Annotated in this window: 21 protein-coding genes; 19 read left to right on the top strand and 2 right to left on the bottom strand. The window is 41.2% G+C overall.

Going from position 1 to position 23,161, the window contains the following annotated elements; translation table 11 throughout:
* Positions 1 to 139: 139 nt before the first annotated feature.
* Entirely contained in the window at positions 140 to 1,537 is a 1,398-nt protein-coding gene (locus O3652_RS03165; protein ID WP_125413137.1) for an APC family permease, read from the top strand.
* 21 nt (positions 1,538 to 1,558) lie between these two features.
* Here the strand turns inward: O3652_RS03165 and O3652_RS03160 are convergent, their stop codons facing one another.
* The gene (locus O3652_RS03160) at positions 1,559 to 2,407 is read right to left on the bottom strand and encodes a YitT family protein (RefSeq protein WP_371590058.1); all 849 of its coding nucleotides are present in this window, start codon (positions 2,405 to 2,407) and stop codon (positions 1,559 to 1,561) included.
* A 141-nt stretch (positions 2,408 to 2,548) separates the two neighbouring features.
* Here O3652_RS03160 and O3652_RS03155 point away from each other — a divergent pair, with 141 nt between their 5' ends.
* Together O3652_RS03155 and O3652_RS03150 are read left to right on the top strand one after the other, a co-directional pair.
* Entirely contained in the window at positions 2,549 to 3,385 is an 837-nt protein-coding gene (locus O3652_RS03155) for a DegV family protein (RefSeq protein WP_084943375.1), read from the top strand.
* A 107-nt stretch (positions 3,386 to 3,492) separates the two neighbouring features.
* Positions 3,493 to 3,768, top strand: a complete 276-nt coding sequence (locus O3652_RS03150; RefSeq protein ID WP_001284636.1) for an HU family DNA-binding protein — start codon at positions 3,493 to 3,495, stop codon at positions 3,766 to 3,768.
* Positions 3,769 to 3,899: 131 nt separating this feature from the next.
* Here O3652_RS03150 and O3652_RS03145 read toward each other — a convergent pair whose 3' ends face one another.
* Complete coding sequence (locus O3652_RS03145; protein WP_000127489.1) at positions 3,900 to 4,886, bottom strand: L-lactate dehydrogenase; 987 nt, start codon at positions 4,884 to 4,886, stop codon at positions 3,900 to 3,902.
* A 196-nt stretch (positions 4,887 to 5,082) separates the two neighbouring features.
* On the opposite strand from O3652_RS03145, the gene gyrA reads away from it, so the two are divergent.
* The 16 genes from gyrA (at position 5,083) to lepA (ending at position 23,086) form a co-directional block, all read left to right on the top strand.
* Positions 5,083 to 7,551, top strand: coding sequence for a DNA gyrase subunit A (gene gyrA / locus O3652_RS03140; protein ID WP_125413135.1), 2,469 nt, complete (start codon positions 5,083 to 5,085; stop codon positions 7,549 to 7,551).
* Positions 7,551 to 8,306, top strand: a complete 756-nt coding sequence (locus O3652_RS03135) for a class A sortase (RefSeq protein WP_042768932.1) — start codon at positions 7,551 to 7,553, stop codon at positions 8,304 to 8,306. Before gyrA ends, O3652_RS03135 begins: the two co-directional genes overlap by 1 nt.
* Before the next feature lie 184 nt (positions 8,307 to 8,490).
* Positions 8,491 to 9,288 carry a formate/nitrite transporter family protein gene (locus O3652_RS03130; protein ID WP_000254791.1) on the top strand — a complete coding sequence of 266 codons (798 nt, stop codon included), beginning with the start codon at positions 8,491 to 8,493 and terminating at the stop codon, positions 9,286 to 9,288.
* A gap of 150 nt (positions 9,289 to 9,438) precedes the next feature.
* Entirely contained in the window at positions 9,439 to 10,719 is a 1,281-nt protein-coding gene (locus O3652_RS03125; RefSeq protein ID WP_042902178.1) for an O-acetylhomoserine aminocarboxypropyltransferase/cysteine synthase family protein, read from the top strand.
* Positions 10,720 to 10,813: 94 nt separating this feature from the next.
* Positions 10,814 to 12,088 carry a DUF2130 domain-containing protein gene (locus tag O3652_RS03120; protein ID WP_371590057.1) on the top strand — a complete coding sequence of 425 codons (1,275 nt, stop codon included), beginning with the start codon at positions 10,814 to 10,816 and terminating at the stop codon, positions 12,086 to 12,088.
* Positions 12,089 to 12,113: 25 nt separating this feature from the next.
* On the top strand, positions 12,114 to 13,361 hold the full coding sequence (locus O3652_RS03115; RefSeq protein ID WP_070567539.1) for a glutamyl-tRNA amidotransferase: 1,248 nt from the start codon (positions 12,114 to 12,116) through the stop codon (positions 13,359 to 13,361).
* 28 nt (positions 13,362 to 13,389) lie between these two features.
* Positions 13,390 to 14,268: a tRNA pseudouridine(55) synthase TruB gene (truB, locus tag O3652_RS03110; protein ID WP_125413133.1), complete on the top strand. Its 879-nt coding sequence runs from the start codon at positions 13,390 to 13,392 to the stop codon at positions 14,266 to 14,268.
* Between the two features lie 111 nt (positions 14,269 to 14,379).
* Positions 14,380 to 15,018, top strand: coding sequence for a uridine kinase (gene udk / locus O3652_RS03105; RefSeq protein ID WP_001181376.1), 639 nt, complete (start codon positions 14,380 to 14,382; stop codon positions 15,016 to 15,018).
* A gap of 128 nt (positions 15,019 to 15,146) precedes the next feature.
* A complete protein-coding gene (xseA, locus tag O3652_RS03100) occupies positions 15,147 to 16,487 on the top strand; it encodes an exodeoxyribonuclease VII large subunit (RefSeq protein WP_125413132.1) in 1,341 nt (446 codons plus the stop codon).
* Positions 16,465 to 16,677, top strand: a complete 213-nt coding sequence (locus O3652_RS03095) for an exodeoxyribonuclease VII small subunit (RefSeq protein WP_000043226.1) — start codon at positions 16,465 to 16,467, stop codon at positions 16,675 to 16,677. The genes xseA and O3652_RS03095 overlap by 23 nt, the downstream gene beginning before the upstream one ends.
* Positions 16,674 to 17,549: a polyprenyl synthetase family protein gene (locus O3652_RS03090; protein ID WP_125413131.1), complete on the top strand. Its 876-nt coding sequence runs from the start codon at positions 16,674 to 16,676 to the stop codon at positions 17,547 to 17,549. The genes O3652_RS03095 and O3652_RS03090 overlap by 4 nt, the downstream gene beginning before the upstream one ends.
* Entirely contained in the window at positions 17,542 to 18,357 is an 816-nt protein-coding gene (locus O3652_RS03085; RefSeq protein ID WP_084944565.1) for a TlyA family RNA methyltransferase, read from the top strand. Before O3652_RS03090 ends, O3652_RS03085 begins: the two co-directional genes overlap by 8 nt.
* Entirely contained in the window at positions 18,350 to 18,781 is a 432-nt protein-coding gene (locus tag O3652_RS03080; RefSeq protein WP_001034390.1) for an arginine repressor, read from the top strand. The genes O3652_RS03085 and O3652_RS03080 overlap by 8 nt, the downstream gene beginning before the upstream one ends.
* 6 nt (positions 18,782 to 18,787) lie before the next feature.
* Positions 18,788 to 20,455, top strand: a complete 1,668-nt coding sequence (gene recN, locus O3652_RS03075) for a DNA repair protein RecN (RefSeq protein ID WP_125413130.1) — start codon at positions 18,788 to 18,790, stop codon at positions 20,453 to 20,455.
* The gene (locus O3652_RS03070) at positions 20,456 to 21,184 is read left to right on the top strand and encodes a metallophosphoesterase family protein (RefSeq protein WP_371590056.1); all 729 of its coding nucleotides are present in this window, start codon (positions 20,456 to 20,458) and stop codon (positions 21,182 to 21,184) included.
* Positions 21,185 to 21,262: 78 nt separating this feature from the next.
* Positions 21,263 to 23,086, top strand: coding sequence for a translation elongation factor 4 (lepA, locus tag O3652_RS03065; RefSeq protein ID WP_001047194.1), 1,824 nt, complete (start codon positions 21,263 to 21,265; stop codon positions 23,084 to 23,086).
* Positions 23,087 to 23,161: the final 75 nt, after the last annotated feature.

Below are 23,161 nucleotides of genomic sequence, written 5' to 3'. Positions count from 1 at the left end.
ACAATCAGTGGGTAAAAATGCAAATTCTGAACAGGAATCCTTTCTGTTCAGAATTTTTTTCAAATAAGTACCTAATAAATATTCACAAAAAAACTTTTATATGGTAAAATAAAACAATTACATTTAGTGGAGATGAAGTATGAATATTTTTAGAACCAAGGATGTGAGTCTGAGACAGACAGAGATGCATCGCCATTTGAAATTGTGGGATTTGATTCTTCTAGGGATTGGTGCCATGGTGGGGACTGGGATTTTCACCATTACCGGAACAGCAGCGGCTACCCTAGCTGGTCCATCACTAGTGATTTCCATTGTGATTTCTGCCCTGTGTGTTTCTCTATCAGCACTCTTTTTCGCAGAATTTGCCTCTCGTGTGCCTGCTACTGGTGGTGCTTATAGTTACCTCTATGCGATTCTAGGAGAATTGCCAGCCTGGATTGCTGGCTGGTTGACCATTATGGAATTCATGACGGCTGTTTCAGGTGTGGCGTCTGGCTGGGCAGCTTACTTTAAGGGATTGCTCAGTAATTATGGTATCTCCATGCCGCAAGCCTTGAATGGAACCTTTAATCCTGAACAGGGAACCTATATCGATCTTCTACCTATTTTAGTACTGACATTGGTAACGGGATTGGTTTTATTAAATTCCAAGGCAGCCTTACGCTTTAATTCGCTTTTAGTGGTCTTGAAATTCTCAGCTCTCGCCTTATTTATCCTAGTTGGTATTTGGTACATCAAGCCAGAAAATTGGACAGATTTTGCTCCATTCGGTTTTGGTCAACTATATGGTGGAAGTACTGGGATTATGGCGGGTGCATCTTTGATGTTCTTTGGATTTCTCGGATTTGAGTCTATTTCCATGGCAGTTGATGAAATTCAAAGTCCGCAAAAAAATATTCCTCGCGGAATTGTCCTTTCTCTGACAATCGTCACCATTCTCTATGCTTTGGTAACCTTAGTATTGACAGGGATTGTTCACTACAGTAAGCTCAATGTGGACGACGCAGTAGCATTTTCATTACGGAGTATTGGTATAGGCTGGGCGGCAAATTATGTTTCGCTTGTAGCCATTCTAACCCTGATAACCGTATGTATCTCCATGACTTACGCTTTGTCTCGGATGATTTACAGCTTAGCACGTGATGGACTTTTACCCCAAAGTTTCAAACAATTAAGCAAGACTAGTCGTGTTCCTAAAAATGCGACCCTCCTAACAGGAGTTGCTTCAGCCATTGCTGCAGGAGTGTTTCCTCTAGCCAGTATTGCAGCCTTCTTAAATATCTGTACGCTAGCTTATCTGATTTTGCTAGCCTACGGAATAATAAAACTCAGAAAGAATAAGGGGATGCCAAAAGAGGGAGAGTTTAAAACTCCCTTGGTGCCACTTTTGCCAATTCTTTCCATTCTTATCTGTGTTTCCTTTATGCTTCAATATAGTTTAGATACCTGGATTGCCTTTGGCATTGCTCTTGTAGTTGGTCTAGTTATTTACTTTACTTACGGGTTCCGCCATTCAACTCTCGCAGAAGAAGAATAAAAGCTGGGAATTCCCAGCTTTTTAATCTTTCACATAAGTAAATCCTTCACCCAGAATTTCATGAGCCTCAGTGATGGTGATAAAGGCTTGAGGATCAATTTTGTGAATCATATCTTTCATTTTAACGATTTCGTTTCGACCGACGATACAGTAGATAATTTTTAAATCCTTTTTGCTGTAGTATCCTTGACCAGATATAAAGGTAACGCCACGTCCGAGTTCATCGTTAATCTCTTTGGCCAATTGATCAGGATATTGGGTAATAATCATAAATCCTTTACCACCATAACCTCCTTCGCCTATCAAGTCGATAACACGAGCGATGATAAAGTCAAACAAGAGGGTATAGGTAACTAGACGAAGGTCCTGGAAGATAATCAAAATCAACATTAGGATAAAAAAGTCAATCCCAAAGAGCAATTTCCCAATCGAAATATTAGTGTATTTGTTGAGGATACGGGCAACGATATCAGAGCCACCAGTGGTTCCACCAGCATTAAAGATAATTCCTAAACCAACCCCCAGTAAGACTCCTGAGACTAAAGCGACAATGATGAGATCCCCTTGCAAGTCGATGTGTAAAGGAATGCGCTCAAAAATTGCTAGCCAAACGGAAAGTGAAATAGATCCTAGAAGGCTGGAGTAGAGGGTCTTAGGTCCAAATATTTTCCAAGCCAGGATAAATAAAGGGATATTAATCAAGAGGTTCATCAATGAGACAGGAATCTTAAAAAGATAGTAGGTAATCAAGGTAATACCTGTCGCCCCTCCCTCAAATAAATGATAAGGAACAACAAAGTAGGTAATACCGAAGGCATAGATAGCAGCTCCAAGAATAATGGTGATAATCGGTTGAAGTTTTCGAATCATAGTTGTTCCTCACTTTTCTATAGATAGATTATACCAAAAATTCAGTTCTTTTCATCGGATCACTTATGATTTTTTATCATTTTTTTGATATAATATAGGAGAAAATCCCAATCCTATCGAGAAGAATAGAAAGATTGAATTATGACACAAGTAAAAATTGTAACGGACTCTTCTGTTACTATCGAACCAGAAGTAGTTAAAGAATTAAATATCACCGTTGTCCCTCTATCAGTTATGATTGATAGTGTGCTTTATTCGGATGCAGATTTAAAAGAGGGAGAATTCCTTCATCTTATGCAACAAAGTAAGAATCTGCCTAAAACAAGTCAACCACCTGTAGGAGTGTTTGCTGAGGTCTTTGAAGAGCTAGGTAAAGACGGCAGTCAAATTATCGCCATTCACATGTCCCATGCCTTGTCTGGAACTGTGGAAGCTGCTCGCCAAGGGGCAAGTCTTTCAACTGCTGATGTAACGGTTATTGATAGTTCCTTTACAGATCAAGCGATGAAGTTCCAAGTTGTTGAAGCCGCAAAACTTGCTAAAGAAGGTAAAGACTTAGAAACGATCTTAGCTCATGTAGAGGACGTTAAAAATAATACAGAACTCTATATCGGTGTTTCGACGCTAGAAAACTTAGTTAAGGGTGGTCGTATTGGACGTGTGACAGGATTACTAAGCTCACTCTTGAATATTCGTGTAGTAATGCAGATGAAAAACCACGAACTCCAACCAATCGTCAAAGGACGTGGAGCGAAAACTTTCAAAAAGTGGCTTGAGGAATTAACCGAGACTCTTTCCCAAAAATCAGTTGCAGAGATTGGAATTTCCTACGCTGGAACGAACGAATTGGCGAATGAGATGAAGGCATTATTGCAACCTTATGTAGAGAAGCCAATCTCTGTATTGGAAACTGGCTCTATTATTCAAACTCATACTGGAGAGAATGCTTGGGCGATTCTAATTCGCTACAATTCCTAAAAAAATAGAGAAAAAATGGTCAAAATAGTGTTTTTGACTTGACCTATAGCCGATTTTAGGATATGATTATATTTGTTAATTAGAAATTATTTGGAGGATTTGTTAACATGGCAAACAAACAAGATTTGATCGCTAAAGTAGCAGAAGCTACAGAATTGACTAAGAAAGATTCAGCAGCAGCAGTTGACGCTGTATTTGCAGCAGTAACTGAATACCTTGCAGCTGGTGAAAAAGTTCAATTGATCGGTTTCGGTAACTTTGAAGTTCGTGAGCGTGCTGCACGTAAAGGTCGCAACCCACAAACTGGTAAAGAAATCAAAATCGCAGCTTCTAAAGTTCCAGCATTCAAAGCTGGTAAAGCTCTTAAAGACGCTGTTAAATAATGAATTTTCAAAAAGCCTATTGTATCAATCTTCATTGCTTGGTTGATAGGCTTTTTTTGTTTATTTGAAAAGTTGAGTTATGATTCTGTACAAAAAGAAAAAGGCTCCCATGTTTGAGAACCTTCTTTTCATTAGTTTTTAGAAGCTGCTTGGAATTCAGGGTTTTTCCATGCTTCATCAATGATAGCTTGCAATTCTTTTGCTGATGCTTGCATTTTTTGAGTTTCAGCATCGTTCAATGGGATGTTAACTGGACGAACGATACCGTGTGCACCAACGATAGCAGGTTGACCAATAAAGACGTTTTCAACACCGTATTGACCTTCTTGGAATACAGAAAGTGGTAGCACCGCATTTTCATCGTCAAGGATAGCACGAGTGATACGAGCAAGGGCAACGGCGATACCGTAATAAGTAGCACCTTTTTTGTTGATGATTGAGTAAGCTGCATCACGAACTGAGATGAAGAGTTCAACAAGGTCAGCTTCATTCAAGTCACGGTTAGCTTGCAACCATTGTTCCAATTTAACACCGGCAACGTTAGCGTGTGACCAAACAGCAAACTCAGAGTCACCGTGTTCACCCATGATGTAGGCGTGAACTGAACGTGCATCAACACCGATAGTTTCAGCAAGTGCTTGACGGAAACGAGCTGAGTCAAGTGAAGTACCTGAACCGATAACGCGTTCTTTAGGGAAACCTGAGAATTTCCATGTTGAGTATGTCAAGACGTCAACTGGGTTAGCAGCAACAAGGAAGATACCGTCAAATCCAGATGCAACAACTTGTTCAACAATTGATTTGTTGATTGCCAAGTTTTTACCTACAAGGTCAAGACGAGTTTCACCTGGTTTTTGTGGAGCACCAGCAGTGATAACTACAAGGTCTGCATCCGCACAGTCTTCGTACTTAGCTGCATAGATTTTTTTAGGTGAAGTAAAAGCTAGCGCGTGGCTAAGGTCTTCAGCATCACCAACTGCTTTTTCAAACAATTGAGGAATTTCAATGATACCAAGTTCTTGTGCAATTCCTTGGGTTACAAGCGCGAAAGCATAAGATGAACCTACGGCACCGTCACCGACAAGGATCACTTTTTTGTGTTGTTTAGTTGCTGTCATTTGTCTAAACATCTCCTTTATTTTATTAAGGGGGGAACCCCCATTTGATTTCATTCTATCACTTTTGCTAAGCTTTGTCACGGATATACCTTCGGGATAAGTATGTAAACGTTTTAGTGATTTCCAAAGACTGAAATGATCTACACTTTATGGTATAATATATCTAGTTACTAATAGTGAAATGAGGCATTTATGAATGCAGGATAGAAATTTAGTGAATGTCAATCTGACAAAGGAGATGAAGACCAGCTTTATCGACTACGCCATGAGCGTTATCGTCGCGCGGGCCCTTCCTGATGTTCGAGATGGCTTAAAACCTGTTCACCGTCGTATTCTTTACGGAATGAATGAACTAGGTGTTACACCAGACAAACCTCATAAAAAATCAGCCCGTATTACAGGGGATGTTATGGGTAAATACCACCCACACGGAGATTCCTCTATTTACGAAGCCATGGTTCGTATGGCCCAGTGGTGGAGCTACCGTTACATGCTTGTTGATGGGCATGGAAACTTTGGTTCTATGGACGGGGACGGTGCTGCCGCGCAGCGGTACACTGAGGCACGTATGAGCAAGATTGCTCTTGAAATGCTTCGTGATATCAATAAAAACACCGTTGATTTCGTAGATAACTACGATGCTAACGAACGTGAACCCTTGGTTTTGCCAGCTCGTTTTCCAAACCTCTTGGTCAATGGGGCAACTGGGATTGCTGTTGGGATGGCTACCAACATCCCTCCTCACAACCTGGGTGAAACCATTGATGCAGTGAAGCTAGTCATGGACAATCCAGATGTGACTACTAAGGACTTGATGGAAGTCTTGCCTGGTCCAGATTTTCCAACTGGTGCCCTTGTTATGGGCAAATCAGGTATTCATAAGGCTTACGAAACTGGTAAAGGCTCCATTGTTCTTCGTTCTCGTACTGAAATCGAAGAAACTAAGACTGGCCGTGAACGAATTGTCGTAACAGAATTTCCTTACATGGTTAACAAAACTAAGGTCCATGAGCATATTGTTCGTTTGGTTCAGGAAAAACGGATTGAGGGTATTACAGCAGTCCGTGATGAGTCCAATCGTGAAGGCGTTCGCTTTGTAATCGAGGTTAAACGCGACGCCTCTGCCAACGTTATCCTTAACAACCTCTTCAAGATGACCCAGATGCAAACCAATTTTGGTTTCAACATGTTGGCGATTCAAAATGGCGTGCCAAAAATCTTGTCCCTTCGTCAAATTTTGGATGCTTATATCGAGCACCAAAAAGAAGTGGTCGTTCGTCGTACTCGTTTTGACAAGGAAAAGGCAGAGGCGCGTGCGCACATCTTAGAGGGTCTTTTAATTGCACTTGACCATATCGACGAAGTGATTCGTATCATTCGTGCCAGTGAAACAGATGCGGAAGCGCAAGCTGAGTTGATGAGCAAGTTCAAGCTTTCTGAACGTCAAAGTCAAGCTATCCTTGATATGCGTCTTCGTCGTTTGACAGGATTGGAACGTGATAAGATTCAGTCTGAATATGATGAATTGATTGCCTTGATTGCGGATTTGGCTGATATTCTTGCCAAACCTGAGCGCGTGGCGCAAATCATCAAAGAGGAGCTGGACGAAGTCAAACGTAAGTTTGGTGACAAGCGTCGTACGGAGTTGATGATCGGAGAAGTCTTAACTCTTGAAGATGAAGATTTGATTGAAGAAACGGATGTCTTGATTACCCTTTCTAATAAGGGGTACATCAAACGTTTGGACCAAGGTGAATTCACTGCTCAAAAACGTGGTGGTCGTGGGGTCCAAGGTACTGGGGTTAAGGATGATGACTTTGTGCGTGAGTTGGTTTCGACCAGCACCCATGATCATTTGCTTTTCTTTACTAATAAAGGACGCGTATACCGACTAAAAGGTTATGAAATCCCTGAATACGGTCGTACTGCTAAGGGCTTGCCAGTTGTCAATCTATTGAAGTTGGACGAAGGTGAGAGCATTCAGACCATCATCAACGTTGAGTCTGAACGTAGTGATGACGCCTATCTCTTCTTTACAACTCGTCACGGTATTGTGAAGAGAACCAGTGTTAAAGAGTTCGCTAATATTCGTCAAAATGGACTTAAAGCCTTGAATCTCAAGGATGAAGACGAATTGATTAATGTCTTGCTGACAGAAGAAGATACGGATATTATCATTGGTACCAAGTTTGGTTATGCTGTTCGCTTTAATCAATCAGCTGTTCGTGGCATGAGCCGTATCGCTACAGGTGTCCGAGGAGTCAATCTTCGTGAGGGTGACACAGTAGTTGGTGCTAGCGTGATTACAAACCAAGACGAAGTTCTTATCATCACTGAAAAAGGATATGGTAAACGTACACTTGCTACTGAATATCCTACTAAAGGCCGTGGTGGTAAAGGGATGAAGACAGCTAATGTTGCTGAGAAGAATGGTCCTCTGGCAGGTCTCCTCACTGTTAAGGGAGATGAAGACCTGATGATTATCACAGATACAGGTGTCATGATCCGTACAAACGTTGCCAATATTTCACAAACGGGACGCTCAACTATGGGAGTTAAGGTGATGCGTCTAGATCAGGATGCTAAGATTGTGACCTTTACAACGGTTGCTGCGGCAGAAAAAGAAGAAGTTGGGGCTGAAATTGAAACAGAAGGTGCAGAATAATGGCTCATAAAAAAACGAAAAATAAAAAGAGTAAGAAAAATAAGCGCAGAAATCTATTTATCAATATTTTAGCGGGTTTCTTAATTCTTCTTTCCTTAGCCTTGATTTTTAATTCAAAGATTCGCGATATCTTTTTGGTATGGAATACCAATAAATACCAAGTCAATCAAGTCACTAAGGAAAATATAGATGAAAATCTAAAAACCGAAGGGAATTTTGATTTTGACTCTGTTAAGTCTATTTCATCCGAAGCTGTACTGGCTTCACAATGGGATGCTCAGAAACTTCCTGTTATTGGAGGTATTGCTATTCCCGAAGTGGAGATAAACTTACCGATTTTTAAAGGTTTGGATAATGTAAACTTGTTCTACGGAGCAGGGACCATGAAACCAGACCAAAAAATGGGAGAAGGCAACTATTCTCTTGCCAGTCACCATATCTTTACTGCTGAAAATGCCAGTCAAATGCTCTTCTCACCTTTGGTCAATGCCAAAGCAGGTATGAAAATTTACCTGACGGATAAGGATAAAGTTTATACTTATGAGATTACAGAAGTTAAACGTGTTACACCAGACCGAGTGGATGAAATCGAAGACCGTGATGGCGTAAAGGAGATTACTTTGGTTACCTGTGTTGATTATAATGCGACCGAGCGTATAATCGTCAAAGGAATCTTTAAAGAATCAAAAGCTTATTCTGAGACTTCTGAGGATATTTTGAAGGCCTTTAATCAACCGTATAGACAACGTTATTAAGAATGAATGAACCAGTGAAGTGCTATTTCACTGGTTTTTTATGTCAACAAATAGAATCAAAATAGTTCTTATGAAAAAGGATAAGAAGGCTTAGGATAAATATTTTAGAATTTTACAGAAAACGCTTTCTAGAAAACAAGAATTATGTTATAATTATCACAAATAAAAGTTTAGGAGTTTTTTTATGGTCTCTTCAGAATTTATTTCAAAGATTGAATTTGCTTGTAAGAAGAAAGAAAGTCTTTATAGCCAAAGCAAGTTTAAGTATGCGATTCGTTCCATGTTTGCAGGTGCTTTTATGACATTTAGTACGGCTGCAGGCGCAGTTGGGGCTGACTTGATTAATAAGATCGCTCCAGGTAGTGGACGTTTTCTCTTCCCATTTGTTTTTGCTTGGGGATTGGCCTACATTGTTTTCTTGAATGCTGAGCTGGTAACTTCAAATATGATGTTTTTAACAGCTGGTAGTTTCTTGAAGAAAATCTCTTGGAGAAAAACAGCTGAGATTTTACTTTACTGTACCTTGTTCAACCTTATCGGAGCTTTGATAGCAGGTTGGGGCTTTGCCCACTCAGCAGCCTATGCAAATCTAACACATGATAGCTTCATTTCAGGGGTTGTAGAGATGAAGTTAGGCCGTTCCAATGAGCTAGTCTTGCTTGAAGGTATTTTAGCCAATATCTTTGTAAACATTGCTATTCTTTCATTTGTTTTAGTGAAAGATGGTGGAGCCAAACTTTGGCTTGTTTTGTCAGCAATTTACATGTTTGTATTCTTAACAAACGAACACATTGCTGCGAACTTTGCTTCTTTTGCGATTGTTAAGTTCAGTGTTGCAGCTGATTCAATTGCTAACTTTGACATACCTAATATTCTTCGTCACTGGGGTGTAACCTTTGTCGGAAACTTTATCGGAGGAGGCCTCTTGATGGGCTTGCCTTACGCATTCCTTAATAAAAACGAAGATACTTATGTCGATTAAAGAAATGAGCACGAGTGAATCGTGCTTTTTTGTTTGATGTGTAAGACTAGTCATAGTTGTTCCTTATATCAAAATATAGAAAAACGGTATTGGAAAAGACTAGCACAAGATGATACAATATCCCTAATGAAGCTATTTGGAGGTCGTTATATGACTCGTGATTTTAAATTTGAAACCCTACAATTACATGCTGGGCAAGTAGTTGATCCAGCAACTAAGTCTCGTGCAGTACCGATTTATCAAACAACATCCTTCGTTTTTGATGACACGCAGGAAGGTGCAGATCTGTTTGCCTTGAGAAAACCAGGGAACATTTATACTCGTATTACCAATCCTACAACAGCGGCATTTGAAGAAAGAATCGCTGCTCTTGAAGGTGGTGTTGGAGCACTAGCGACAGCATCAGGTATGGCTGCTGTAACCTACACTATTTTGGCGCTTGCTCACGCAGGTGATCATGTGGTGGCTGCGTCAACTATTTATGGTGGGACCTTCAACCTCTTGAAAGAAACCCTTCCTCGTTATGGAATTACAACAACCTTTGTGGATGTGGATAATTTGGAGGAAGTAGAAGCAGCTATCAATGACAATACCAAGCTTGTCTTGATTGAAACCTTGGGGAATCCCTTGATTAACATTCCTGACTTGGAAAAATTGGCTGAGATTGCGCATAAACACCAGATTCCTCTCGTTTCTGACAATACTTTTGCCACACCATATTTGATTAACGTCTTCTCTCACGGTGTAGATATTGCCATTCACTCAGCAACTAAGTTTATTGGTGGACATGGTACGACCATTGGAGGAGTTATTGTCGATAGCGGTCGTTTTGACTGGGCAGCTTCAGGGAAGTTCCCACAATTTGTTGAGGAAGACCCAAGTTACCACAACTTGAGCTATACTCGGGATGTGGGTGCAGCAGCCTTTATTATCGCTGTTCGTGTTCAATTGCTTCGTGATACAGGTGCTGCCTTGTCACCATTTAATGCCTTTCTCTTGCTCCAAGGGCTTGAAACTCTCTCTCTTCGTGTCGAACGCCATGTTCAAAATGCAGAGAAAATTGTTGATTTCCTTGTCAACCATCCTAAGGTTGAAAAAGTCAACTATCCAAAACTTGCAGACAGTCCTTATCATGCCTTGGCTGAGAAATATTTGCCAAAAGGTGTTGGTTCAATCTTTACCTTCCATGTCAAAGGTGGAGAAGCAGAAGCTCGCAAGGTGATTGATAATTTGGAAATCTTCTCTGACCTTGCAAACGTAGCAGATGCCAAATCCCTTGTGGTCCATCCTGCGACAACCACTCACGGTCAGTTGTCAGAAAAAGATCTAGAAGCAGCTGGTATCACACCCAACCAAATCCGCTTGTCGATCGGTCTTGAAAATGTAGAGGATTTGATTGAAGATTTGCGCTTAGCCTTGGAAAAAATTTAAAGTAAAAGATATAAACAGTGGGTTTCGACTCACTGTTTTTGATTTTCCCTCAGGCATGATATAATGGTTACAGAAGTCTAGAAAGAGGAAAGTTATGAACGAAATCAAATGCCCCAACTGTGGGGAAGTCTTTACAGTAAATGAGAGCCAGTATGCTGAACTTTTATCTCAAGTGAGAACAGCTGAGTTTGATAAGGAATTACACGATCGCATGAAGCAAGAGCTTGCCCTAGCTGAGCAGAAGGCTATGAATGAGCAACAGTCTAAACTAGCTCAAAAAGACCAAGAAATTGCGCAATTACAGAGTCAAATCCAAAACTTTGATACAGAGAAAGAGCTGGCTAGGAAAGAGGTTGAACAAACAAGTCATGAGGCTTTATTGGCAAAGGATAAGGAAGTACAGACCTTGGAAAACCAATTGGCTACCCTGCGCTTGGAACATGAAAATCAGCTACAAAAGACTCTTTCTGACCTAGAAAAAGAACGGGATCAAGTTAAAAATCAGCTCCTCTTGCAAGAAAAGGAAAATGAGTTGTCTTTGGCTTCTGTTAAACAAAACTATGAAGCCCAGCTCAAGGCGGCCAGTGAACAGGTAGAATTTTACAAGAATTTCAAGGCTCAACAATCTACAAAAGCTATCGGGGAAAGTCTAGAACACTATGCAGAGAGTGAGTTTAACAAAGTCCGTAGTTTTGCCTTTCCAAATGCCTACTTTGAGAAGGATAACAAGCTCTCTGCGCGAGGCTCTAAGGGAGACTTTATCTTCCGTGAATGTGATGAAAATGGAGTGGAAATTATTTCCATCATGTTTGAAATGAAAAATGAAGCGGACGGCACAGAGAAGAAGCACAAGAATGCGGACTTCTACAAGGAATTGGACAAGGACCGTCGGGAGAAAAACTGCGAATATGCGGTTCTGGTGACCATGCTAGAAGCAGATAACGACTACTTTAATACAGGGATTGTTGATGTCAGCCACGAGTATGAAAAGATGTATGTGGTTCGTCCTCAGTTTTTTATCCAGTTGATTGGTCTCTTGCGAAATGCGGCGCTTAATTCCCTAAAATACAAACAAGAATTGGCCTTGGTTCGAGAGCAAAATATCGATATTACACATTTTGAGGAAGATTTGGATGCCTTTAAACTAGCCTTTGCCAAGAACTACAACTCTGCTTCGACCAACTTTGGTAAAGCAATTGATGAAATCGACAAAGCCATCAAACGCATGGAAGAGGTAAAGAAATTCCTAACAACATCAGAAAATCAACTCCGTCTTGCAAACAATAAGTTGGAAGATGTTTCGGTTAAAAAATTGACCCGCAAAAATCCAACTATGAAAGCAAAGTTTGATGCCTTGAAGGGGGAATAAGATTACCTTAAAAACAGGAGTTCCTATGAAAAAAACTTTGAAATTATCGGATATCTATATTGCATATTTGCCACTAGTTGTATTTTTTCTTAATCTTCTATATGGTCTTTTAAATATTGAAGGTGTAGGCGATACTGACTCAAGATATAATTTAATCTTTGCTATTTTTGGATTTATTCCAACTATAATCGGTTATGGAATTAGTTTTTTGGCTAATCTTCTGGTGGGGATATCTTATGTGCGAAAAGCAAAAAATGAATCGAAACGCATCATTGCTTTTCTATTGCTTGGAAATATTTTTTTAGCAATTTTTCTGATGTTTTTGCTAAGATTTAAAATAATCGTTTCCTTTGACTTTATAAAAGATATTGACCTTTGGAGTTTCATTTTTTCATTATTTTTATTTCCGTATTTAGATTGGATTTATCAAAAGGAAAACTATTATCCAAAATTAAGTCGTAAGTTACTTATTCTATTTTTGATTGGTATTTTTTCTCCATTTGTAGGAAGTAGAATTCAAATCCACTTTAGAAATAATGCTAAAGTTCAACAATTAAAAGAGTTTTATTCTTCTAGGGGAATGAATTATGATGTTGCTCTTAAAAGCGTAGAAATAGATAGTAACGTTTCAGATATTAGTATTTTTGAAGTATCGGATAATGGAATGACTATCCAAGTAGGTGCTAAGTACATTCGTCAAAAATTAACACAGGTCAGTTTCATTAATGAGAATTATGGTTTTAAAGAATTCTTGAGGCTTTCTGCATCGAGCCAAGAGGCACAGACAGTTCTGAATGATTTTAAATCAGCTGTAGAAAGTGCAATACAAAAGAAAGGATATGATTTAGTAGTTATTGATGATAAAGAACAGCCATTAGCTAGCCCTGGTTTTAAAATATCAAATTCATATAGGATAACTCCTTTAATAAAAGAAAAGGCTCTTCAAAATCAAAATTCATTCAGTAAAGAAAAACAAGCTTTTAGAGGATATGCGACTCTTTCTGTTAAAGACTTTATGAAGGAGGGAGCACTTTGCTTGCATTTAACACTTAGCAAAAGCAACCTATTGGAACTAGGAGATATTGATTTTTCAAGCTTTCCAGATGGATATTACAACATAAATGCTGACTACTTTTTGGTTGTTAATGGAAAATATAAGCAACTTGAAAAGGATGATAATTTTGAATATATTTTACCAATTGAGTCGGGTAAACCATTTTACTCTGAGGATTTATATGATATTAAAAAAATTGATTTAAACAATGAGGAATAGAAGTAAAAAGTAAACTAGAAAGCAACACATGAACGGTATTATCAACTTAAAAAAAGAAGCGGGGATGACCTCGCATGACGCGGTTTTTAAGCTACGCAAGATTTTGGGAACCAAGAAAATTGGTCATGGTGGGACCTTGGATCCAGATGTGGTGGGTGTTTTGCCCATTGCGGTTGGCAAGGCGACCCGCATGGTCGAATTTATGCAGGATGAGGGTAAGGTCTATGAGGGGGAGATCACTCTTGGTTATTCAACGACGACCGAGGATGCAAGTGGAGAAGTGGTCACGGAGACCCCTGTTTTGTCGCCCTTTGATGAAACCATTGTCGATGAAGCGATTGCTAGTCTGACTGGGACTATTACTCAGATTCCACCTATGTACTCGGCTGTCAAGGTCAATGGTCGCAAGCTCTATGAGTATGCGCGTGCTGGTCAGGAAGTGGAGCGTCCAGAACGTCAGGTGACCATTTATCAATTTGAACGAACAAGTCCGATTTCTTATGAGGATCACCTTGCACGTTTTACATTTCGTGTGAAATGTAGTAAGGGGACTTATATCCGTACTTTGTCAGTTGATTTGGGAGAGAAGCTGGGTTATGCGGCCCATATGTCCCATTTGACTCGGACGAGTGCAGCAGGTTTACAGTTAGAAGATGCCTTGACTTTGAATGAAATTGCTGCAAAAGTGGAGGCTGGTCAACTGGACTTTCTCCATCCTCTAGAGATTGGAATAGGTGACCTTGTCAAAGTTTTCCTAACTCCAGAACAAGCTACAGAAGTGCGCTTTGGTCGTTTTATCGAGCTAGACCAAACAGACAAAGAATTGGCTGCCTTTGAAGGAGGTACATTGCTAGCTATTCTAGAAAAAAGGGACAATCTTTACAAGCCAAGGAAAGTTTTTGGCTAGTTTAACTGGAGTGTGGGGATGGATTTGTTTCCCCTAGACTATCCAAATCAGACTATAAATTTTGTAAAAAATATGATAGAATAGACGACGGATAAAAAAACGGAGGATAGCATGCAAAATAGACCAATCATTATCGGAGTGACAGGTGGTTCTGGTGGTGGTAAAACCAGTGTTTCAAGAGCCATTTTATCTCACTTTCCTGATGAAAAGATTTCCATGATTGAGCATGATTCGTACTACAAGGATCAGTCTCACTTGACCTTTGAAGAGCGTGTCAAAACCAACTACGACCATCCATTTGCCTTTGATACAGACTTGATGATCGAGCAGATTAAGGAATTGTTGGCAGGGCGCCCGGTGGACATCCCGACTTATGACTATACAGAACATACACGGAGTAGCAAGACCTATCGTCAGGAGCCTCAGGATGTCTTTATCGTTGAGGGGATTTTGGTCTTGGAGGACAAGCGTCTGCGAGATTTGATGGATATCAAGATTTTTGTGGATACAGATGATGATGTGCGCATTATTCGTCGTATCAAGCGTGATATGGAGGAGCGTGGCCGTAGTCTGGATAGCGTTATTGATCAGTATTTGGGTGTGGTCAAACCCATGTACCACCAGTTCATTGAGCCGACCAAGCGTTATGCCGATATCGTCATTCCTGAGGGAGTCAGCAATACCGTTGCTATCGACCTTTTGACCACTAAGATTGCAAAGATTTTGGAAGAAGCGCGAAACAGTAAATAATCAGATGAGGAGGCAATGCCTCCTTTTTCTATTTTTCCTTTAGTTTCAGTAGGAAAAAGGTGATTTTTAAGCATGTTTTTGGTATAATAATACCCATGGAAAAGCAAGAAAATGAATAGTAGGTGGAGATGGAAAAGTATTTATCGGTAACAACTTTGACCAAGTATCTGAAAATGAAATTCGATAAAGACCCTTACTTGGAACGGGTCTATTTAACTGGTCAAGTTTCCAACTTTCGTAAACGACCTACTCACCAATATTTCTCTCTAAAAGACGACCATGCAGTCATTCAAGCGACCATCTGGTCTGGGATTTATCAAAAATTAGGTTTCGACCTGGAAGAAGGGATGAAGATCAATGTGATTGGGCGTGTTCAGGTTTATGAACCGAGTGGGAGCTACTCTATCATCATTGAGAAGGCTGAACCTGATGGAGTTGGAGCGCTTGCGATTCAGTTTGAACAACTCAAGAAAAAATTAACAGAAGAAGGCCTGTTTCAAGAGAGATTCAAGCAACCTATTCCCCAGTTTACTAAGCGAATCGGTGTGGTAACCAGTCGCAGTGGAGCTGTTATTCGAGATATTATCACGACCGTCAGCAGACGTTTCCCTGGTGTTGATATCCTTCTCTATCCGACTAAGGTACAAGGTGATGGAGCCGCGGAGGAAATTGCTCGAAATATTGCGCGTGCTAATCAGCGTGAGGACCTAGATGTTCTCATCATTGGTCGTGGTGGGGGTTCCATTGAGGATCTCTGGGCTTTTAACGAAGAAATCGTGGTACGAGCTATTTTTGAATCTCGTTTGCCAGTTATCTCGAGTGTGGGGCATGAGACGGATGTGACCTTGGCAGACTTTGTGGCCGATCGTCGTGCTGCGACCCCAACGGCTGCAGCTGAACTAGCAACACCTGTGACCAAGTTGGATGTATTGGCTCATTTGCAAAATCAGGAAAAACGGATGGCTACGGCAGTCCGAAATGTCCTATCTAAGAAACAAGAATCTTTGAAAAAATGCAGTCAGTCAGTCATCTTTAGACAGCCAGAGCGCTTGTATGATGGTTATTTGCAACGGTTGGATCAGCTGCAACTGCGCTTAAAACAAAGTTTGCGAACACGGATTTCTGACAGCAACCAACTAGTCCAAGCAAGGACACACCAATTGGTGCAATTATCACCTGTTACCAAAATCCAACGCTATCAAGACCGGTTAGGTCAGTTGGACAAGCTCCTACGTAGCCAAATGGCGCTGGTTTATGATGCCAAGGTTGCGGAGGTCAAGCGACTTTCGGAAGCACTTCTGATGTTGGATACCAGTCGAATCGTGGCGCGTGGTTATGCTATTGTCAAAAAAGAAGAGTCAGTAGTCGATTCGGTTGAGAGTTTGAAGAAAAAAGATCAAGTAACGCTTTTGATGCGAGATGGTCAAGTAGAATTAGAGGTTAAAGATGTCAAAACAAAAGAAATTTGAGGAAAATCTAGCAGAACTGGAAACCATTGTCCAAAGTTTGGAAAATGGTGAAATCGCTCTAGAAGATGCGATTGCTGCCTTTCAAAAGGGCATGGTCTTGTCAAAAGAGCTCCAAGCGACGCTGGACAAGGCTGAAAAGACCTTGGTCAAGGTCATGCAAGAAGACGGAACAGAAAGTGATTTTGAATGAAGAAGCAAGAAAAATTAGCTCTTGTGGAGTCGGCTTTGGAAGATTTTTATGGAGACCAGCAGTTTGCTTCTAGTTTGCGAGAGTCCGTTCTCTATTCCATTCATGCTGGTGGCAAGCGTATTCGGCCTTTTCTCTTGCTAGAAGTTCTGGAAGCCTTGCAAGTCGCTATTAGACCAGCTCATGCCCAGGTGGCTGCGGCTTTGGAAATGATTCATACAGGGAGCTTGATTCACGATGACCTTCCAGCTATGGATGACGACGATTATCGTCGGGGACGCTTGACTAATCACAAGAAATTTGGCGAAGCGATGGCAATATTGGCAGGTGATGCCTTGTTCCTAGATCCCTATGCCTTGATAGCGCAGGCAGATTTGCCAAGTCAGATCAAGGTGGATCTGATTGCCAACTTATCCCTTGCTTCAGGAAGTCTAGGCATGGTAGCAGGTCAGGTTTTAGATATGGAAGGCGAACACCAGCATTTGTCCTTGGAAGAACTCCAGACCATTCATGCCAATAAAACTGGAAAATTACTAGCCTATCCTTTCCAAGCCGCTGCTATCATAGCAGAATTAGCGCCAGAAATCCAAGCAAAACTGAAAACGGTTGGTGAATTGATTGGGCTGGCCTTTCAAGTTCGAGATGATGTGCTGGATGTGACAGCTAGTTTTGAGGAAATCGGCAAGACTCCACAAAAGGATTTACAAGCTGAAAAATCAACCTATCCTGCCTTGTTGGGCTTGGAAGAGGCTATTGCCTTTTGTAACGAAACTCTGGATCAAGCCGAGGCTAAATTAGAAGAAATTGCCCAGCAGGTTCCCTTTGAAACAGAATCGATTGTGAAAGTAGTAGAAAGTTTGAGAATCAATGGCTAAGGAAAGAGTGGATGTACTAGCTTATAAACAGGGCTTGTTTGAAACGCGAGAACAGGCCAAGCGCGGTGTCATGGCTGGACTAGTCGTAGCAGTCCTTAATGGAGAACGCTTTGATAAACCAGGAGAAAAAATCCCAGATGATACTGAACTAAAACTCAAGGGTGAAAAACTCAAGTATGTCAGTCGAGGTGGTCTAAAACTAGAGAAGGCCTTGGAGGTCTTTGATTTGTCAGTCGAGGGAGCAACCACGATTGATATTGGGGCTTCCACTGGAGGATTTACTGATGTCATGTTGCAAAATGGTGCTGAGTTAGTCTTTGCAGTCGATGTCGGTACCAATCAGTTAGCATGGAAACTGCGCCAAGATTCTCGGGTTGTTAGCATGGAGCAGTTTAATTTCCGCTATGCTGAAAAGACTGATTTTGAGCAGGAACCAAGCTTTGCCAGTATTGATGTGAGTTTCATTTCCCTCAGTCTGATTTTGCCTGCTTTGCATCGTGTCTTGGCTGATCAAGGTCAGGTGGTGGCACTTGTCAAACCCCAGTTTGAAGCAGGTCGTGAGCAGATTGGGAAAAATGGAATCATTCGAGATGCTAAGGTTCATCAAACTGTCCTTGAATCTGTCACTGCTATGGCAGTTGAACAAGGTTTTTCAGTGCTTGGATTAGACTATTCACCAATCCAAGGTGGACATGGAAACATCGAATTTCTGGTATATTTGAAAAAGGAAGAGGGAGCAAGTAACCAAGTTGCCCCTGAAATAGAAAAAGTTGTAGAGAGAGCACATAGAGAATTTAAAGATGAATAAAAAAGAGAGACTTGAAAAAATTAGAAGATTTGTTACGGATTATCAAATCGGGACTCAGGAAGAAATTGTTGAGCATTTGAAGGAAGCAGGTATTTCTGCTACTCAAGCCACTGTCTCAAGGGACATCAAAGAGCTTGGGATTGTTAAAATTCCTTTGAAGAACAACACCTATATCTATGAGTTGCCAAAATCAATCGTCAAGAGTTTGCAATTGGCTGAGGACAATATTGTGAGTTCTGAGTTAATGGGAAATATGATTAACCTTGCTGTCATTCCTGGAAATACTATTTTTGTGAAGAGTCAGTTGGTTGAAGCATTTTCTGAACAGATTTTTAGCTGTCTAGCTGATGATGATTCTATCTTAATTGTAGCTAGAACAGCAGAGGCAGCTGAAGAAATTGTTGAACAAGTCAAAAAATGGTAGGTCAGTATGTTACTTGAAATTTCGATAAAAAACTTTGCCATTATTGAGGCGATTTCGCTCAATTTTGAAAAGGGTATGACTGTTTTAACCGGGGAAACGGGTGCTGGAAAGTCTATCATTATCGACGCTATGAATCTCATGTTGGGGGCTCGTGCAACGACAGACGTTATTCGTCATGGTGCGCCAAAGGCAGAGATTGAGGGGCTTTTTTCGGTTGAAAATAGTCGCCTTTTACAGGAACTTTTTGAAGAGCAAGGTTTAGAATTGGGTGATGAGATTATCATCCGCCGGGAAATTTTGCAAAATGGTCGTAGTGTTAGTCGTGTGAATGGTCAGATGGTCAATCTTTCTGTCTTGCGTGCTATTGGGCAACACCTTGTGGATATCCATGGTCAGCATGACCAAGAGGAGTTAATGCGTCCTCAACTGCACATCCAGATGTTGGATGAGTTTGGTGATGCTGCTTTCTTGGACTTGAAGGAGACCTATCAGACGAGCTTTGATGCCTATCGCAAAATGCGTAAGCAGGTTTTGGAAGTCAAGAAAAACCAACAGGAACACAAGGCTCGTATTGAGATGTTGGAATTTCAAATGGCAGAGATTGAGGCTGCAAACTTGCAGGCTGGTGAAGACTTGGTTCTCAACCAAGAACGAGATAAACTCCTCAATCATAAAAATATTGCGGATACGCTAACCAATGCCTATAGCATGTTAGACAATGAGGAATTCTCCAGTCTTGCTAATGTCCGTTCAGCCATGAATGACATGGAAAGTGTCGAAGAGTATGACCCTGAATACCGTGAAATTTCAAGTTCTCTATCAGAAACCTACTATGTTTTAGAAGATATTACCAAGCGTTTGGAAGATATTATTGATGACTTGGATTTTGATGGCAATCGCCTCATGCAGGTTGAGAATCGCTTAGATCTTCTGAATACTATTACTCGCAAGTATGGTGGAACTGTGGACGACGTTTTGCTTTATTTTGCCAAGATTACGGATGAGTACAATCTCTTGACTGGAAATAACCTTTCTTCCGAAGATATGGAAGCAGAGCTCAAGAAATTGGAAGTTAATCTTGTTGATTTGGCAGGGCAGCTTGCATCAGCTCGCCATGACTTGGCCCAGCAGCTAGAAGCTGAGATAAAACAAGAGTTGCAAGATCTTTATATGGAGAAGGCTCAATTTCAAGTTCGCTTTAGCAAGGGCAAATTTAGTCGTGAGGGGAATGAAACGGTCGAGTTTTACATTTCCACCAACCCAGGTGAAGACTTTAAGCCTTTGGTCAAAGTTGCATCTGGTGGGGAATTATCCCGCCTTATGTTGGCTATCAAGTCAGCCTTTTCTCGTAAGGAAGGCAAGACCAGTATTGTCTTTGATGAGGTGGATACGGGAGTTTCAGGTCGTGTAGCCCAGGCCATTGCTCAAAAAATTCATAAGATTGGCCAGCATGGTCAGGTTCTTGCTATCTCTCACCTTCCACAAGTGATTGCCATCGCGGATTATCAATTCTTTATTGAGAAGATTAGCGATGAGCACTCAACGGTGTCGACAGTTCGTCTCTTGACTTTAGAAGAACGAGTAGAGGAAGTTGCTAAAATGTTGGCTGGGCAAAATGTAACAGAGGCGGCCCTTACCCAAGCTAGAGAATTATTGCAAACGAGGGAGAAATAAATGACAGACTATTATGTAATTGGAGATGTTCACGGAAAAGCAGGTATGCTGGAAGACCTTCTCAAAACATGGGATGGTCACACCCAGTTGCTCTTTCTAGGGGATTTGATTGACCGTGGTGAAGACAGTCGCCGTGTTCTAGAAATGGTCAAAGACTTGGTCGACAATCAAGGAGCTATCTGTCTATCAGGAAACCACGAGTATATGTTTCTGACTTGGCTCGATGACCCAGAAGAAAGCTATGACCATTATCGTCGCAATGGTGGAGATACAACTATTAACTCTATTTTAGGTCGTCCCTTGGATGCACCAGTTGATGGCGTAGAAGATGCCAAGCGTGTTGCGACTGAAGCGGCAGACTTGGTCGAATTTATTCGTCAAATGCCATTTGTAGTAGAGACAGACAAATATATCTTTGTTCACGCAGGTATTGATTTAACTTTGGATGAGTGGCATGAAACAACAGATTACAAGAAAGTCTGGCTCAGAAAACCATTCCACGAAGCTGAAAATCATACTGGAAAAACGATTGTCTTTGGGCATACACCGGTTTATGGTTTGCTCAAGCAAGACCGAGGTACAGCTGAGCTTTGGATAACAGAGGATGGCAAGATTGGTATGGATGGAGGAGCTGTCTATGGTGGTGTCCTTCATGGAATCATCTTTACAGACCAAGGAATGACCGAACACCACTTTATCGAAAATGATGGCTTTATTGCCGAAGATTAGTACTCCTAGCAGGGTATGGTCTTGTCAAAATGTTAAAAACAATTTATAATTAATAGATACCCTGAAAGGAAGAGCATCATGAACTTAGAAGAATTAAAAAAACGACAGGAGAAGATTCGAAACTTCTCTATTATCGCCCATATTGACCATGGGAAATCAACGCTAGCAGACCGCATTTTGGAAAAGACGGAGACGGTTTCTAGTCGTGAAATGCAAGCCCAACTTCTGGATAGTATGGATCTTGAGCGTGAACGTGGGATTACCATTAAACTCAATGCCATTGAGCTTAATTACACTGCGAAAGATGGTGAGACCTATATTTTCCACTTGATTGACACACCTGGGCACGTGGACTTTACCTATGAAGTGTCGCGTTCACTAGCAGCCTGTGAAGGAGCAATTTTGGTGGTTGATGCGGCCCAAGGGATTGAAGCACAAACACTTGCCAACGTTTATCTAGCATTGGATAATGATTTGGAAATCTTGCCCGTCATTAACAAGATTGATCTACCAGCAGCTGATCCAGAGCGTGTGCGTACAGAGATTGAGGATGTCATTGGACTAGATGCCAGCGAAGCGGTCCTGGCTTCAGCCAAAGCTGGTATTGGTATTGAAGAGATTCTTGAGCAGATCGTTGAAAAAGTGCCAGCTCCAACTGGTGATGTTTCAGCTCCATTAAAAGCCTTAATTTTTGACTCAGTTTATGATGCTTATCGTGGGGTTATCCTGCAAGTGCGTGTTATGGACGGAGTGGTTAAACCTGGCGATAAGATTCAGCTCATGAGCAATGGCAAGATCTTTGATGTGACGGAGGTCGGTATTTTCACGCCGAAAGCAGTTGGTCGTGATTTTCTTGCGACTGGTGACGTTGGTTATATTGCGGCTTCTATCAAGACGGTTCAAGATACGCGCGTGGGTGATACAGTTACTCTAGCAAGCAATCCAGCGGCAGAACCGCTAGATGGATACAAGCAGATGAATCCTATGGTCTTTGCGGGTCTTTATCCAATCGAATCAAACAAGTACAATGACCTTCGTGAAGCCCTTGAAAAATTGCAGCTCAACGATGCCAGCCTGCAGTTTGAACCAGAAACATCTCAGGCCCTTGGATTTGGTTTCCGTTGTGGATTCCTTGGACTTCTCCATATGGATGTTATCCAAGAGCGTTTAGAGCGCGAGTTCAATATTGACCTCATCATGACAGCTCCGTCTGTTATCTATAAGGTTAACCAAACTGACGGTGAGTCTATGGATGTGTCTAACCCCTCTGAATTTCCAGATCCGACTAAGATCGCGACCATTGAAGAACCTTATGTCAAGGCGCAAATCATGGTACCGCAGGAGTTTGTCGGAGCAGTTATGGAATTAGCTCAACGCAAACGTGGGGACTTTGTGACCATGGACTATATTGATGACAATCGTGTCAATGTTATCTATCAAATTCCACTTGCTGAAATCGTCTTTGACTTTTTTGATAAGCTCAAGTCTTCGACACGTGGTTATGCAAGCTTTGACTATGAATTGTCAGAGTACCGTCCATCTAAGCTGGTCAAAATGGACATCCTTCTCAATGGTGATAAGGTCGATGCCCTTAGCTTTATCGTTCACAAGGACTTTGCCTACGAACGTGGGAAACTCATCGTTGATAAGCTCAAGAAAATCATCCCTCGCCAACAATTTGAAGTGCCGATTCAAGCAGCTATTGGACACAAAATTGTGGCTCGTACGGATATCAAGGCCCTTCGTAAAAACGTACTTGCCAAGTGTTATGGTGGTGACGTTTCTCGTAAGCGTAAACTTCTTGAAAAACAAAAAGCTGGTAAGAAACGCATGAAAGCTATCGGATCAGTAGAAGTCCCACAAGAAGCCTTCCTCAGCGTCTTGAGCATGGATGAAGAATAGAATTATAAAATAAAACTCTTGAAGATTTTTCAAGAGTTTTTGCTTTAAATGAGAGTGATAAAATCGGAAGCTAAC

Source organism: Streptococcus sp. 27098_8_23, assembly GCF_041432195.1.
GTDB lineage: Bacteria > Bacillota > Bacilli > Lactobacillales > Streptococcaceae > Streptococcus.
This window is presented reverse-complemented; position numbering and strand designations above follow the sequence as displayed.

Bases quoted from the DNA above. Each gene is read 5' to 3' on its own strand.
- O3652_RS03115 (WP_070567539.1), top strand. From the start codon at position 12,114: ATGAAAAAAACTTTGAAATTATCGGATATCTATATTGCATATTTGCCA.
- recN (WP_125413130.1), top strand. From the start codon at position 18,788: ATGTTACTTGAAATTTCGATAAAAAACTTTGCCATTATTGAGGCGATT.
- gyrA (WP_125413135.1), top strand. From the start codon at position 5,083: ATGCAGGATAGAAATTTAGTGAATGTCAATCTGACAAAGGAGATGAAG.
- O3652_RS03070 (WP_371590056.1), top strand. From the start codon at position 20,456: ATGACAGACTATTATGTAATTGGAGATGTTCACGGAAAAGCAGGTATG.
- O3652_RS03155 (WP_084943375.1), top strand. From the start codon at position 2,549: ATGACACAAGTAAAAATTGTAACGGACTCTTCTGTTACTATCGAACCA.
- O3652_RS03080 (WP_001034390.1), top strand. From the start codon at position 18,350: ATGAATAAAAAAGAGAGACTTGAAAAAATTAGAAGATTTGTTACGGAT.
- xseA (WP_125413132.1), top strand. From the start codon at position 15,147: ATGGAAAAGTATTTATCGGTAACAACTTTGACCAAGTATCTGAAAATG.
- O3652_RS03125 (WP_042902178.1), top strand. From the start codon at position 9,439: ATGACTCGTGATTTTAAATTTGAAACCCTACAATTACATGCTGGGCAA.
- udk (WP_001181376.1), top strand. From the start codon at position 14,380: ATGCAAAATAGACCAATCATTATCGGAGTGACAGGTGGTTCTGGTGGT.
- truB (WP_125413133.1), top strand. From the start codon at position 13,390: ATGAACGGTATTATCAACTTAAAAAAAGAAGCGGGGATGACCTCGCAT.
- O3652_RS03160 (WP_371590058.1), bottom strand. From the start codon at position 2,407: ATGATTCGAAAACTTCAACCGATTATCACCATTATTCTTGGAGCTGCT.
- O3652_RS03165 (WP_125413137.1), top strand. From the start codon at position 140: ATGAATATTTTTAGAACCAAGGATGTGAGTCTGAGACAGACAGAGATG.
- O3652_RS03150 (WP_001284636.1), top strand. From the start codon at position 3,493: ATGGCAAACAAACAAGATTTGATCGCTAAAGTAGCAGAAGCTACAGAA.
- O3652_RS03120 (WP_371590057.1), top strand. From the start codon at position 10,814: ATGAACGAAATCAAATGCCCCAACTGTGGGGAAGTCTTTACAGTAAAT.
- O3652_RS03145 (WP_000127489.1), bottom strand. From the start codon at position 4,886: ATGACAGCAACTAAACAACACAAAAAAGTGATCCTTGTCGGTGACGGT.
- O3652_RS03085 (WP_084944565.1), top strand. From the start codon at position 17,542: ATGGCTAAGGAAAGAGTGGATGTACTAGCTTATAAACAGGGCTTGTTT.
- lepA (WP_001047194.1), top strand. From the start codon at position 21,263: ATGAACTTAGAAGAATTAAAAAAACGACAGGAGAAGATTCGAAACTTC.
- O3652_RS03090 (WP_125413131.1), top strand. From the start codon at position 16,674: ATGAAGAAGCAAGAAAAATTAGCTCTTGTGGAGTCGGCTTTGGAAGAT.
- O3652_RS03095 (WP_000043226.1), top strand. From the start codon at position 16,465: ATGTCAAAACAAAAGAAATTTGAGGAAAATCTAGCAGAACTGGAAACC.
- O3652_RS03135 (WP_042768932.1), top strand. From the start codon at position 7,551: ATGGCTCATAAAAAAACGAAAAATAAAAAGAGTAAGAAAAATAAGCGC.
- O3652_RS03130 (WP_000254791.1), top strand. From the start codon at position 8,491: ATGGTCTCTTCAGAATTTATTTCAAAGATTGAATTTGCTTGTAAGAAG.